Source organism: Streptomyces sp. NPDC006197, assembly GCF_040613865.1.
In the GTDB taxonomy this organism is placed as follows: Bacteria; Actinomycetota; Actinomycetes; order Streptomycetales; family Streptomycetaceae; genus Streptomyces.
The window spans coordinates 17,146-30,436 of record NZ_JBEXSZ010000098.1 but is presented as its reverse complement, the minus strand read 5'-3'; the positions used below and the strand labels follow the sequence as shown (position 1 = coordinate 30,436).

Annotated in this window: 11 protein-coding genes; 5 read left to right on the top strand and 6 right to left on the bottom strand. The window is 75.8% G+C overall.

Annotation, left to right across the window (positions count from 1 at the left end):
• Positions 1-234: 234 nt before the first annotated feature.
• Positions 235-2,487 carry a tetratricopeptide repeat protein gene (locus ABZ318_RS26615; RefSeq protein WP_356904996.1) on the bottom strand — a complete coding sequence of 751 codons (2,253 nt, stop codon included), beginning with the start codon at positions 2,485-2,487 and terminating at the stop codon, positions 235-237.
• Complete coding sequence (locus ABZ318_RS26610; protein WP_356904995.1) at positions 2,469-3,383, bottom strand: oxygenase MpaB family protein; 915 nt, start codon at positions 3,381-3,383, stop codon at positions 2,469-2,471. Before ABZ318_RS26610 ends, ABZ318_RS26615 begins: the two co-directional genes overlap by 19 nt.
• Positions 3,384-3,542: 159 nt before the next feature.
• Between ABZ318_RS26610 and ABZ318_RS26605 the strand changes: the two genes are divergently transcribed.
• The 3 genes from ABZ318_RS26605 to ABZ318_RS26595 all read left to right on the top strand — a co-directional run bounded on the left by ABZ318_RS26605 (position 3,543) and on the right by ABZ318_RS26595 (position 5,484).
• On the top strand, positions 3,543-4,433 hold the full coding sequence (locus ABZ318_RS26605) for a potassium channel family protein (protein ID WP_356904993.1): 891 nt from the start codon (positions 3,543-3,545) through the stop codon (positions 4,431-4,433).
• Positions 4,434-4,487: 54 nt separating this feature from the next.
• On the top strand, positions 4,488-5,054 hold the full coding sequence (locus tag ABZ318_RS26600; protein ID WP_356904992.1) for a YciI family protein: 567 nt from the start codon (positions 4,488-4,490) through the stop codon (positions 5,052-5,054).
• A 148-nt stretch (positions 5,055-5,202) separates the two neighbouring features.
• Positions 5,203-5,484, top strand: a complete 282-nt coding sequence (locus ABZ318_RS26595) for a pyrimidine/purine nucleoside phosphorylase (RefSeq protein WP_356904991.1) — start codon at positions 5,203-5,205, stop codon at positions 5,482-5,484.
• A 21-nt stretch (positions 5,485-5,505) separates the two neighbouring features.
• Here the strand turns inward: ABZ318_RS26595 and ABZ318_RS26590 are convergent, their stop codons facing one another.
• The 3 genes from ABZ318_RS26590 to ABZ318_RS26580 all read right to left on the bottom strand — a co-directional run bounded on the left by ABZ318_RS26590 (position 5,506) and on the right by ABZ318_RS26580 (position 8,141).
• A complete protein-coding gene (locus ABZ318_RS26590; RefSeq protein ID WP_356904990.1) occupies positions 5,506-6,474 on the bottom strand; it encodes a hypothetical protein in 969 nt (322 codons plus the stop codon).
• A gap of 70 nt (positions 6,475-6,544) precedes the next feature.
• Positions 6,545-7,723, bottom strand: coding sequence for an acyl-CoA dehydrogenase family protein (locus ABZ318_RS26585; RefSeq protein ID WP_356904988.1), 1,179 nt, complete (start codon positions 7,721-7,723; stop codon positions 6,545-6,547).
• 214 nt (positions 7,724-7,937) lie between these two features.
• Positions 7,938-8,141 (bottom strand): hypothetical protein, encoded by a 204-nt coding sequence (locus tag ABZ318_RS26580; RefSeq protein ID WP_030692259.1) that lies wholly within the window; start codon positions 8,139-8,141, stop codon positions 7,938-7,940.
• Between the two features lie 188 nt (positions 8,142-8,329).
• On the opposite strand from ABZ318_RS26580, the gene ABZ318_RS26575 reads away from it, so the two are divergent.
• Both ABZ318_RS26575 and ABZ318_RS26570 read left to right on the top strand, forming a co-directional pair.
• Positions 8,330-9,175 carry a siderophore-interacting protein gene (locus ABZ318_RS26575; RefSeq protein ID WP_356904987.1) on the top strand — a complete coding sequence of 282 codons (846 nt, stop codon included), beginning with the start codon at positions 8,330-8,332 and terminating at the stop codon, positions 9,173-9,175.
• 21 nt (positions 9,176-9,196) lie between these two features.
• Positions 9,197-9,631 carry a hypothetical protein gene (locus ABZ318_RS26570; protein WP_356904986.1) on the top strand — a complete coding sequence of 145 codons (435 nt, stop codon included), beginning with the start codon at positions 9,197-9,199 and terminating at the stop codon, positions 9,629-9,631.
• Positions 9,632-9,656: 25 nt separating this feature from the next.
• Here the strand turns inward: ABZ318_RS26570 and ABZ318_RS26565 are convergent, their stop codons facing one another.
• Positions 9,657-13,226: a BTAD domain-containing putative transcriptional regulator gene (locus ABZ318_RS26565; protein ID WP_356904985.1), complete on the bottom strand. Its 3,570-nt coding sequence runs from the start codon at positions 13,224-13,226 to the stop codon at positions 9,657-9,659.
• Positions 13,227-13,291 lie beyond the last annotated feature (65 nt).

Below are 13,291 nucleotides of genomic sequence, written 5' to 3'. Positions count from 1 at the left end.
CGAGTCAGGGGGACTCATCATGGACACCGGAACGGCACGGAGAACGAACGACGTCGCGAAGACGGCCGCGGCGGGGCGTCAGGAGCGCGGCCGGGTCGAGCCGGACGCGGCGGGGGTCGAGGCCGGCGGGTCCCGGGCACGGGCAGTGGCGGCGCGGAGGCGCGGCGGGACGGCCGGGCGGGGACACCGGCGGATCGCGGCGGGGCGCGGCGCAGTGCTGCCCCCGGTCCGCCGTCACGCCCCCGGCGGGGTGGCCGCTCTCAGGAGGAGGGCGGCCGCTTCGGCGTCGCGCCCGAGGCGCTCCAGGCAGTGGGCCTCGTCGTCGAGCGCCGCGAGGGTGTCGGGGTGCGCGGGTCCGAGGAGCCGGGTGCGGGCAGCGGCGATCTCCCGGTGGCACTCCAGCGCCTCCTCCCAGCGGTCGAGCCGGCCGAGGGCGACGGCCGTCTCCCAGCGGCTGGTGAGCGTGTCCGGATGGTCGGCGCCGAGGACCCGCGCGCGATCGGCGTGCACGCCCTCGGATGCGGCGAGCGCCTCCGTCCAGCGTCCGAGCCGGCCGAGGTTGACGGCGAGGGCCTGGCGGGCGCGCAGCGTCTCCGGCCCGTCGGGTCCCTGGGCGCGGGTGCGGGCGGCGACGAGGTCGCGGCAGAGGTCGAGGGCGTCCGCGGCCTGGCCGAGCCGGCCGAGGCAGACCCCGGTCTCGTAGCGGGCCGCGAGGGTGTCCGGATGGTCGGGGCCGAGGGCGGCGGCGCGCGCGTCGGCGATCGCGCGGTACTGGACGAGCGCCTCCTGCCCGCGGCCGAGCCGGGTGAGGGTGTACGCCACCTCGTGGCGGGTCACGAGGGTGTCGGGGTGTGCCTCGCCGAGCAGCCGGGCCCGGGCCTCGGCGACCTCGTGGGCCGTGCGGTACGACTCCTCCAGGCGGCCGAGGCGCCCCAGGGTGAACGCCATGTTGTGGCGACAGAGCAGGGTGTCGGGGTGGTCGGGGCCGACGGTGCGCTCGCGGGCGGCGAGCACCTCGGCGTACGCCTCGTACGCCTCGGGGTGCCGTCCGAGGCGGCCCAGGGCGTAGGCCCGCTCCTGCCGCGCCGCCAGGGTGTCGGGATGGTCGTCGCCGAGGACGCGGGCGCGGGCCTCGGCGACCTCGGCGAAGATCCGCAGGGCGTCGGCGGGGCGGTCGAGCCGGGCGAGGGCGAACCCGACCTCGTAACGGCTGGTCAGGGTGTCGGGGTGGTCCTCGCCGAGGGCCCGCGCGCGGTCCCGGGCGACGGACCGGTGCACGGATTCGGCCTCGTCCCAGCGGCCGAGCCGGCCGAGCCCCATCCCGGCCCGGAACCGGCCGGCGAGCACCGCGACCAGCTCCGCGGAGGGCGCGGGGGCGGGCGGCGGCGTGCTGCCGGGTGCCGCGGTGGTCCACTCGGTGGTGAGGACGGCCGCGGCGGGATCCTGGGCGGCCGGGCGCGGGCCGCCGACGGCCGCCGCCGGGCGGTGCCCGCCGGTGATGCCCCGGGCCCACGCGGGCGCGGGGGCCGCCGCCCCGGCGACGGGGGCGCTCTCGGGGAGGGGGACGGGCATGGGAACGGTCAGCGGCAGGGCGGGGAGCGGGGGCGCCCCGGCCGGCGACGGGAACGGGGCCGGGGTGAAGCGGCCCGAGACGATCCGGCGGCGCAGGTCGCCCGCGTCGGCCGGCCGCTCCTCGGGGACCTTGGCGAGCAGGTCGACGACGATCCGGTCGAAGTAGTCGGGCAGCTCGGCGCGGTGCGCGCGCGGCGGGCTCGGCACCGTGTCCCGGTGGCCGATGAGGATGGCCCAGGAGTCGCCGAGGTCGAAGGGCGGGGCGCCGGTGGCCAGTTCGTACAGCACGCACCCCAGCGAGTAGAGGTCGCTGCGGTGGTCGACCTCGCCGCCGCCGATCTGCTCCGGGGACATGTAGTGCGGCGTCCCCATGGCGATGCCGGTCCCGGTGAGCTTGGAGGTGAAGCCCATGTCGGCGCCGAGTCGCGCTATCCCGAAGTCGCAGATCTTCACCGTGCCGTCCCGCAGCCGCATGATGTTCGCGGGCTTCAGGTCGCGGTGCACGATCCCCATCCGGTGCGTGTACGCGAGGGCGTCGGCGACCTGGTCGGCGATCTCGACGACGTCCTCCACGGGCAGCGGATGCTGGTCGTTGGAGACGAGGAGCTGGCTGAGGTTGCGCCCCTCCAGGAGCTCCATGACGAGGAACAGCACGCCGTCGTACTCACCGAAGTCGTGCACGACGGTGATGCCCCGGTGCTGGAGCGCCGCCGCCACCCGGGCCTCGCGGCGGAAGCGCTCGCGCACCACGGTGAGGACCTGCGGGTCCTGCTGCGGTCCGAGCGGTTTGAGGCACTTGACGGCGACGCCGCGCCCGAGCGCCTCGTCGGTGGCGCGCCACACCTCGCCCATGCCTCCGCGACCGATGACCTCGTGCAGGCGGTACCGGCCCTGGATCAGTCTGGAGTCCCCCATCGTGTGCTGCCGCCCCCGTCGATTCCGTACTGCCTCCTCGGCTCCTCCAGTATGGCCGTCCGGTCGGACAGTGAATACGGGGCGGGGTACGCGTACGGGTCGGGCCGGGTCTCCGGGCCGAGCCGGTCCACGGCGCGCAGGATGTGCCGGGGCGGCAGCCGCCAGCGCAGCCGGGCGGGGACGCGGCGCAGGAGGCCGGCCGTCGCGACGAGCCGGCGGGTGACGGTCTCCGGGGGCGGGGCGGGGCGGCCGTAGAGGGCGTGGGCGTAGGGGGGCAGGGTGTCGTACGCGAGCGCGGTGACGCGCCGCCAGATCACCTCGCGCGCCGGTACCAGGACGGGTTTCACCGGCGGACGGCGGAGGAAGTCGGCGACGGTCCGGGCGTCCGGTCCTGCGGCCAGTCCGGGGCGTGCCGCCTCGAAGTAGGCGGCGAGGCCGGCGGTGGAGGCGGGGACGGTGTCCGGGTCGAGGCCGACGAGCCGGGCCGAGGTGCGGTGCTCGTCGACGTACCGGTCGGCCGCGGCGTCGGTGAGCGGGATCCCGGAGCGGCGGGCGACCGAGAGGTACGAGTCGGTCTCGGCGCAGTGGACCCAGAGCAGCAGTTCGGGGTCGTCGACGCCGAGCAGCCGGTGGATCCGCCGGACGCGGGCGCCGGCCGCCTCGGCGGCTTCGGTGGTCCCGTAGCTGAGGGTCCCGACGAAGTCCGCGGTCCGCATCAGCCGGCCCCAGGGGTCGTCCCGGAAACCGCTGTTGATCATGACGCCGCGGACGGCGACGGGGTGCAGCGCCTGGAGCCAGAGGGCCCGGACGCCGGCGATCCACATCACCGGGTCGCTGTGCAGCTGCCAGGTCACGGAACGGGGACCGAAGAGCCCGGGGTCGGCATCCTGCCTCATGGCGCTCAGGCTACGCACGGAACGTGCCCCGCGGAACCGGTCGGGACAGGCCCTCTTCCACGGTGAGCGCCACCGTCCCCGTGCGGGCCGCCGTCCGGCCGCGCATCCTCGAACCATGGCCAGCAAGTTTGTCGAACCGCCCACGCGGACGGTGCCGGAATGACGTGGCTGTCCGTCCTCGCCGGAGCGGCGCTGATCCTGTTCGTCCTGCGGGACGTCTTCCACACCATCTGGCACCCCACCCGGCACGGCGGTCTGAGCAGACTGGTGATGCGGGGCGTCTGGCGGCTCTCGGCCCACCACGGGAAGCGGTGGCGGCCGGTCGGTCTGGCGGGGCCGGTGGGCATGATGGCGGTCGTCGCCGTCTGGGCGTTCGTCGTCGCCGTCGGCTGGGGGCTCGTCTACTGGCCCTCCATGCCGGAGGACTTCTCGTACGCCCCGGGGCTCGCGCCCGCCGAGCACGCGGGCCCCGTCGACGCGCTGTACGTCTCGCTGGTCACCCTGGCCACCCTCGGCCTCGGTGACATCGCGCCGACCTCGGAATGGCTGCGTGTGCTCGCCCCGCTGGAGGCCCTGGTGGGCTTCGCCCTGCTGTCGGCGACCGTCGCCTGGGTCCTCGGCATCTACCCGGCCCTCGCCCGCCGCAGGGCGCTCGCGCTGCGCCTGTCCCACCTGGGCCGCAGCCGCCTCACGACCGGGGCCCTCGACTCCGCCGGGGGCGCCGCGCTCCTGGACGGCCTCGCCTCGGCGCTCTCGACCGTCACCGTCGACTTCCTGCAGTACGCCGAGTCGTACTACTTCTACGACGGGGAGGAGAACATCTGCCTGGCCGGCCGGCTCGGCCACGCCGTCGGTCTGGTGGAGCGGGCCGGGCGGGCCCGTCATCCGGACGTCCGGCTCTCCGCGTCGGTCCTGCGCACGGCGCTCGACGACCTGGCCACCGTCCTCGACGAGCGCTTCCTGCGCACCGGCGGGCCTGCCGACGAGGTCTTCAGGGCGTACGCGGCGGACCACGGACGCTCCTGGGACGACGAGGGCGCCGGGCCGTGACGAGGAGCCCCGTTCCCTCGACATGATCGTCCCGGGCACCACATCCTGTGCCCCATGGAATACCTCTGCTACCACCGCGACCGGTCCGCGTCCATGCCCCTGCGGCAGGCCCTCCTCGAAGCGCACTGGACGTACATGGACGGCTTCGCGGAGCAGCTCGTCGCGCGCGGGCCGACCTTCGACGCGACGGGCGAGAAGTGCACCGGGAGCGTGCACATCGTCGACCTGCCCGACGCCGCCGCGGCCCGGGCGTTCGCCTTCGACGAGCCCAACTACCAGGCCGGGGTGTACCGGGACGTCCTGCTCCGGCGATGGCGCAACACGCTGGGGCGGACGATGTGGGAGTTCCCCGGAGGCCGCGAGGGCGGCAACCGCTACCTGGTCCTGGGCCTCGGGGAGGGCGAGCCCGTCGACCTCACCCCTCCGCCCGGTCCGTCGGACCGGGACGACCTGATCGCCTACGGCCCCCTGCTGGCCGACGACGGCACCACCTGGCTGGGCACGGCGGCCCTGGTCCGCGCCCCGGACGCGGCGACGGCCGCGGCCGTCCTGCGGACCCCCGAGCGGTACGCCGACATCGAGGTCCACGACTGGTCCTTCGGCGGACGCCCGACGACCTGACCATCGGCCGGACCGATTCATCCAGCATGTGAGACCCACCGGCCGGGCGGCCGGTGGAACGCCTCCGCGCCGTTAGGGTGCCCCTACCCGTGGCCGGTACGCGATGGACCGGCCGCCCGTCACGCCCGATCTCCCGCGAGGATGTCCCATGTTCACGGTCAACGAGTACTTCGACGGCTCGGTCAAGTCGATCGCCTTCACGCAGGAGGAGGGCCCGGCGACCATCGGCGTCATGGCCCCGGGCGAGTACGAGTTCGGCACCGCCGCTCCGGAGACCATGCACGTGGTCAGCGGCGCTCTGACGGTCAGGCTGCCGGGCGCCGACGCGTGGAAGACCTTCGCCGCCGGGGACCGCTTCGAGGTCCCCGGGGACAGCAGGTTCCAGCTGACGGTCGCGGTGGAGACCGCCTACCTCTGCGAGTACCGCTGAGCGACGGGGCCGCCCTGCGGGTCAGAACGGCGAGTCGTCGCCCCGCAGCCGGCGTCGCAGGAACGCGGCGAAGGTCCGGTCCTCCAGGCAGGTGAGGGCCGAGCCGTCCGGCTCGACGCGGGCGACGCGCCACTCCTCGGGGGCACCCTTGGCGGTGAGCCAGCCGAGCGCCCGGCCCCCGGCCTCTCCCCACTGCAGGAACAGCCCGTCCTCGGCCGGCCGGCGCAGCCCCGGGGTCCCGGGCCCCGCCGAGACGGGGAAGACCCGGACGCCGGCGACGACGCCGCCGGGGAACTCCCGCATGACCGCCAGGTAGTCCTCCGGGAGCGCGCCGAACGACCCGGCCGCCCGGCCGAGCAGCTCCTCCGCGTACTGCCGGACGCCCGGAACGCCGATGCTCCGCACACGGGTGACGATCTCCTCGACCGCCCCGATGCCACGGTTAGCCAGCACCGTGGCCGTCGCGCGCTTGTCCTCGGCGACCTTCCAGAAAGTGCCCGACTCGTACTCCTGGTACGTCTCGAAGGCGGGCGTCCCCTCGGCACGTCCCGTGACGGCCCGCGCGACGAACTCCGAGGCGGAGAAGGGGAGGTCCAGCCAGAACTGGAAGTCGGTGTCCGTGAGGACGGTCGTCCAGTCCGCGGTGTCGGCGGCGGTGGTGTCCCACAGCAGCACGCCGTCGTTGGCGGTGCGGCCCCAGGGCACCATGCCGTGGGGCCGCGGGTGCAGCGGCGCCCAGAGCTCCTGCTCGCGGCTTTCCAGGGCCGCCTTCATGTCCGCGACGCGCAGCGCGGTGTCCCGTGTGAAGTCCTCCAGGGAGCGTACGGGGACGTCTGACCCGCCGAGCAGCACGGCACCCGCGATCACCCCCTGCGGCAGCGCCCGGACCAGCAGCTCGAAGTCCTCGGGGACGACCTGGCCGTACCTCTCTCCCTCCGGCCGCACCGGGGCGTCGAGACCCAGCAGCCGGACGACGTCGAGATGACTCATGTGTTCCTCCCCTGGCGGACGGCCTCGGCGGTGCCGACCGGCCCGTGCTCCCCGAGCCGAAAGGCAGGCCCTAGCGGCGGACGCGGGGCATGCCCAGGCCGATCCAGGAGATGATCTCGCGCTGGATCTCGTTGTTGCCACCGCCGAAGGTGAAGATGACGGCGGAGCGGTAGCCGCGTTCGAGCTCGCCGTGGAGGACGGCGCCCGCCGAGCCCTCCTTGAGGGCGCCCGCGGCGCCGACGACCTCCATGAGGGCGGCGTAGGCGTCGCGGCGGGCCTCGGAGCCGTAGACCTTGACCGCGGAGGCGTCCTGGGGGGTGAGGGTGCCGTGCTGGACGGCGTTCACCATCTGCCAGTTGAGGAGCTTCATCGCGTCGAGGCGGGCGTGGGTGCGGGCCAGGGCACGGCGGACCCACGGCAGGTCGATGACGCGGCGGCCGTCGGAGAGCGGGGTGTCTGCGGCCCAGCGCCGGACGTCGTGGAGGGCGCGGATCGCCATGGTGCCGTGGGCGGCGAGGGTGACGCGCTCGTGGTTGAGCTGGTTGGTGATGAGCCGCCAGCCCTTGTTCTCCTCGCCGACGCGGCGGGAGACCGGGACGCGGACGTCGTCGTAGTAGCTCGCGGTGGTGTCGTGCGAGGCAAGGGTGTTGATGATCGTGCAGGAGTATCCGGGGTCGCTCGTCGGCACGAGGAGCATGGTGATGCCCTTGTGCGGCGGGGCGTCGGGGTCCGTGCGGACGGCGAGCCAGACCCAGTCGGCGGTGTCGCCGTTCGTCGTCCAGATCTTCTGGCCGTTGACGACGTACGTGTCGCCGTCCCGCACCGCGCGGGTCTTCAGGGCGGCCAGGTCGGTGCCCGCGTCGGGCTCGCTGTAGCCGATGGCGAAGTCGATCTCGCCGGAGAGGATGCGGGGCAGGAAGTACGCCTTCTGCTCGACCGTGCCGTAGCGCATGATCGTCGGGCCGACGGTGTTCAGCGCCATCAGCGGCAGCGGTACGCCGGCCTGCGCGGCCTCGTCGAAGAAGATGAACTGTTCCATGGGGGTCAGGCCGCGCCCGCCGTACTCGGTGGGCCAGCCCACCCCGAGCCAGCCGTCGGAGCCGAGGCGCCGCACGGTCTCGCGGTAGAAGCGCTTCTGGGCGGCCGGGTCCGTGTAGCGGGTGTGGACGTCGTCCGGGACCAGTTCGGCGAAGTACGCCCGCAGCTCGGCGCGCAGACCGTTCTGTGCGGGCGTGTACTCGAGGTGCATGGCGTCCTCCCGTGGCGGCGTCCGGCGGCGTCCTGCGGCGTCCGCTGCGTCCCCGTGCGGTGCGACGCGCGACGGCGGACACGGTAGAACGTGTTCCATAAATGCGGAAGCCCCGGGACTCCTCCGGGACGCCCGGGACCCCGGTTCGGTGCGGACCGATCCGGGGTCTACGGGAGGGGAAGGGCGAGGAACCGGCCCGCGGGCCGGCCAGGTCCTACGGCAGAAGCTCCTCCATGGAGGCGCGCCCCTTCTCCGCCATGCGGCGTTCCGCCCAGGCGAGGGTCTTCGGATTCACGTCACGGCCGGAGGCGAGGACCAGATCCTCGGCCGTGAACTCGCCGCCCTCCGGGCCGGCGTGCAGCTGCTTGTCGGGCGTCGGACGCTCCCCCAGGAACGTCTTGTCGGGCTCAGCGTTCATGCCGCCTCCTACGTGTTCGTCCGGCACTCGCCATTCTCGTGTCCGGTCCCCGTGCGCGCATCCGGGGCCGCCTTCGGAGCCGTCCGCGCCGCCCGGGGCGGTCACCCCGTGTCGACGGGATGTCGACGGCGTGTCGACGGGCCCGGCGAAGGTGGGGCCCGTCCCCCGCCCCGCCCGAGGAGCCGACGATGTCCCAGCCCCTGCCCCTGCACCGTCTGCGGGTGATCGCCGTCCGCCCGGTGACCCCGCGCATGCGCCGCGTCACCCTCGGCGCCCCGAGCCTCGACGGCCTCGCCCTCGCAGGCCCCGACCAGCAGGTGAAGCTGTTCTTCCCCCGGCCGGGCCAGGCCGAGCCGGTGCTGCCGGCACCCGGGCCCGACGGCGACGTCATGCGCTGGTACGGGGCCTACGCGGCTCTTCCGGAGGAAGAACGTCCGTGGATGCGGAGCTACACCCTCCGGGCGCACGACCCGGTGGCCGGAACCGTCGACGTCGACTTCTTCCTCCACGGGGAGGGCGAGGACGCGGGCCCCGCGACCCGCTGGGCGCGGGCCGCGCGCCCCGGGGACACGCTGGGCATGTTCGGGCCGTCGGCGGCGTTCGCGGTCCCCGTCGACCCGGGCGCAGGCGACTGGACGCTCCTGTACGCCGACGCCTGCGCGCTCCCCGCGCTCGCCACGGTCGTCGCCGCGCTGCCGCCGGGCCACCGGGCCCTCGCGTACGTGCAGGTGCCCGACGCGGCCGAGGAGCAGCCGCTGCCCACGGCGGGCGACCTGACCGTGCGCCCTCTGCGCGACGGCGACTCGCCGGTCGAGGCCGTGCGGGCGGACGACCTGCCGGCCGGCCGGCCGTACGCCTGGCTGGCGGGCGAGGCCTCGGCGGTGCGCGGGCTGCGACGGCACCTCGTCGAGGAGCGGGGCGTCGACCGGCGCTCGGTCCACTTCACGGGGTACTGGCGCCGCCGCCTCACCCAGGACGACGCGCCGACCCCGGAGGACCTGGCCGAGGCCCGCGAGCGCCTGTCGCAGGCCTAGCCGTCAGTAGGGTTCGCGGGCATGGGAGCAAGCAGATGGTCGTACTTCACGCCTTACCGGCGGAGTGAGCAGGACGCGCTGGACGAGCTTCGCGAAGAGGTCTTCGCCGGTGATGCCGCGTACTACCGGGAAGGGGGCGTCGAGAGCCTGGCGGCGCTGGTGGCGAGCGGTTGGCTGGAGGAGGAGCCGGCGCATTCGGTGCTGGACGTCGAGCGCGTGGTCCGCTGCGAGGAGGACATGGAGGAGCCCGGCGACGTGAGGGTGGTCGAGGCGGCGGAGGCCGTCGAACTGTTCGGGACGGCGCGGCCCGTGCGGGAGGTCGTCGAGCAGGCCCTGAAGCGGGCCGGTGACGGCTGGTTCCCTCCGTTCGGCCGCGGCTCCGGCTGCTGCACGGTCGTCCACGATGCCGAGGGCAGCCCGACGGAGCTGTGCTTCTGGGGCTGCACCGGCGACTGACCCGGGCCCCGCCGTCCGGGTCGCGTCACCGCGTGCCGGGTCCCCGGCCGGGGTCCTCCCCGTCCCGGACCAGGGCGGCGGCCGTCCTGAGGGAGAGGCCGGCGCCCTCCTCGTGGCCACGGGCGTACGCCTCCGGGGGCAGGGCCGCGCGGAGCACCGCCTCGGCGCGGGCCCGGATCGCGGTCTCGGTCTCCGGGGTGAAGGGGCGGAAGCCGCCGCCCGTGTCGGAGCCGGCGTGGGCGTCGTACGCGCCGAGGAGCCGGACCCCCGTCTCGGCGTCGCCCGGCCCACCACGGCCGCCACGGGCCCAGGCGGCGGTCCCGAACTGGGCGACGACGAGGTGCGGGGCGACCAGGTGGGCGAGGGTCTCGATGTCCACGACGGCCCGGGCGAGGCGTGACAGGGCCCGGTCGTAGGCGCCGTCGAGGCAGTCGAGCCACGCCCACGTCCCGCCGACCAGACCCCAGAAGAGCGCCGGTGTGACGTCCCCGAACTCCTCCTCCAGGAGGGAGAGCTGCGCGCGGGCGAGGGCGGTGCGCCCGGTGTTGCCGTAGTGCTGGGCGAGCAGCAGCCTGCCGCTGCCGGCGGCCTCGGCGCCCCACTGCCCGGCCTCGTCGGCCGCCTCGACCAGGAGCCGCTCGGCCGCCGCGTCCCCCTCCGGGCGGAGCCGGAGCCGTACGGCCGCGAGGCGGGCCGTGAAGACGGGCACCTGGGAGCGCGCTCCGACGCGGGCGGCGGCGTCGGTGGCCCGCTCGAAGTCGGCCGCCGCCTCGGCGAGCCGGCCCTCCCGCTCGTAGGCCTCGCCCCGGGCGGCGAGGGACTCCGCGATCCCCCAGGAGTCCCCTGCGGCCTCGAAGAGGGCGAGCGCCTCGGCGGCGTCGGCGCCCCGGCCGACGAGCTTGGCCCGCATGAGGAGGGCGAAGCCCAGGTCCCAGCCGGTGCCGTGGGTACGGCAGGCGTCGACGATCAGGGTCAGGGCCTCGTCGAGGCCGGTGAGCTCTCCGGTCATGAGCCGGGCGAAGTACCACATCGTGCCCGGCTGGTGGCAGGTCTGCGGGAGCCCGGGGCGGTACGCGGCGACCAGGGCGGCGAGCCGGGCGCGGGTCTCGGGCCGTTCCAGGGCGGTGGCGCCCTCGCCGCCCTCGGTCGCGAGGGCGTACAGCCGGCCGCCGCGCCGGGCCTCCCACAGCCGCTCGCCGGTCCACGGCGGCGGCACGTCCACGCACCGGCCCTCCAGCGGCTCGGCGGGGCGGACGGGCTCCTGGAAGGGGTCGGGGCCGAGGCGGCCGGCCTCTGCGGCCCAGGTGCGGGCGTCGGCCTGGTGGTTGCGGAGCTGCCAGAACCAGCTGAGCGCGTGGACCAGGCAGAGCAGCTCCTGCTCGTCGCCGAGCGCGACGGCCGTCCGGAGGGCGCCGCGCAGGTTGTCGTGCTCCCGCTCGAAGCGGGCGATGGCGTCGACCTGGCCGGGGCCGCGCATCTCCGGTTCGGTCCGGCGGGCGAGCTCCCGGTAGTACGTGAGGTGCCGCCGCTCCGCCGCCGCCCGCTCCCCGGCCTCGTCCAGCCGCTCCCCCGCGTACTCGGCCACGGTCTCCAGGAGCCGGAAGCGCATCCCACCGCCGTCGGGCGCGGCCACCACCAGCGACTTGTCGACCAGAGCACCGAGCACGTCCAGGACACCGACGGCGGGCACGTCGCCACCCGGCGGCGCGTCCGGCACGCCCCGCACGTCGGCGCCCGGAACACCTGGCACATCACCGGCTCGCACGTCCGGCGTACCGGCGCCCCGCACCTCCGGCGCGCCCGGCAGGCCGGCACCCCGCCCCTCCCGCACCTCCGGCAGACCGGCGCCCCGCGCACCCGGCACGTCCGGCAGGCCGGCGGCCGGGGTTTCCCGCACGCCCCGCACGCCGGCACCCGGGGTTTCCCGCGCGGCGGTGGGCGCGGGCGCGGCGGTCGTGCAGACCGTCTCCGCCGCCGTCAGGTCGCACCCGCCCGTGAAGACCGCGAGTCGTCGCAGCACCGCCCGTTCGGCCTCGTCGAGGAGCTCCCACGACCAGTCCACCACCGCCCGCAGGGTCTGCTGACGCGGTAGCACCGTCCGCGCGCCCGAGGTCAGCAGGCGGAACCGGTCGTCGAGCCGGTCCGCGATCTGCCGTACCGACAGCATCCGCAGCCGCGCCGCCGCCAGTTCGATCGCCAGCGGCAGTCCGTCGAGCCGGCGGCAGACCTCCTCCGCCGCCTCCGGGTCCTCCGCCACCCGGAAGCCCGGTCGCGCGGCCGCGCCCCGCTCCCCGAGGAGCCGCAGCGCCATGTCCACGGGCAGCGGGCCCAGCGGCCGCACCTCCTCCCCCGGCACCCCCAGGGGCTCGCGGCTCGTCGCGAGGACGGTCACGCCCGGGCAGCGGGTGAGGAGCGCCTGCGCGAGCTCCGCCGCCTCGGCGACGACGTGCTCGCAGTTGTCGAGGAGCAGCAGCATCCGGCGCCCGGCGCAGTGCTCGACGAGGGCCGCGAACCGGTCCTTCGGGTCGGCCGGGGGGACGGCCGGGGCGTGCCAGAGCTGGGTCTCGCGGGCCCCGAGCGCGGTGAGGACGGCGGCGGCGACCGTGGACTCCCCGCGTACGGAGGCGAGTTCGGCGAGGTGGACGGGACCCTCGTACGTCCCGGCCGCCTCCAGGGCGAGCCGCGTCTTGCCCACGCCGCCCGGCCCGGTGAGGGTGACGAGCCGTCGCCCGTCCCAGGCGGCGGCGAGCGAGTCCAATTCGTCGGCCCGGCCGATGAACGAGGTCAGGCGGGCGGGAAGGGTGCCGGCCGGCGCGGACGGAGCGGGTGGCGGGGGCGGCACGGACCCGTCCTCCCTGAGGAGTTCGGCGTGGAGGGAGCGCAGTTCCGGTCCCGGGTCCGTGCCGAGCCGGTCCGCGAGGGCCGTGCGGACCTCCTCGTACGCGGCGAGGGCTTCGGCGGGCCGTCCGGCCGCGCGCAGGGCGCGGATCCGCAGGGCCTGGAGGGGTTCGTCGAGCGGCTGTCCGGCGGCGAACGCGGCGAGGGGCGCGAGCACGGCCTCGGCCCGTCCGAGGGCCAGGTCGGCGGCGAGCCGGTCACGCCGCGCCTGCGCGTGCCGCTGCTCGACCCGTACGACCAGGGGGTCGGTGTCCCGGCCGGGCAGATCCGCGAGGGCGGGCCCGTGCCAGAGGCCCAGGGCCTCGTCGAGGAGCGTGGCCGCCCGGTCCGCGTGGCCGGCGGCGAGCGCGGCGGCGCCCTCGGCGGCGAGCCGTTCGAAGCGGTGCAGGTCGACGGCGTCCGGGTCGGCGGCCAGCCGGTAGCCGCCGGGGGCGGAGACGACGGCCTCGCGGCCGAGGGCCCGGCGCAGGCGGCCGACGAGGGCCTGGAGCGCCGCCGTGCGGTCCTGGTCGTCGGCCGGGTCACCGTCGGCCCACACCTGGTCGATCAGGGCGCCGGGGCCCACCGCGCGCCCGCCGGCCGCGGCGAGCGCGGCGAGGAGGGCCCGGAGCCTGGCACCGCTCAGGACCGCCTCCGTCCCGTCGTCGGTACGGAAGGCCTGGCACGGACCGAGAACACGGTAGGGCGGCGGCTGCACCGGCCCATTCTGCCCCGGCGCGGGCGGGGGGAGTTCCGTCGCCCTCCCGGCCGGTCCGGTCCACT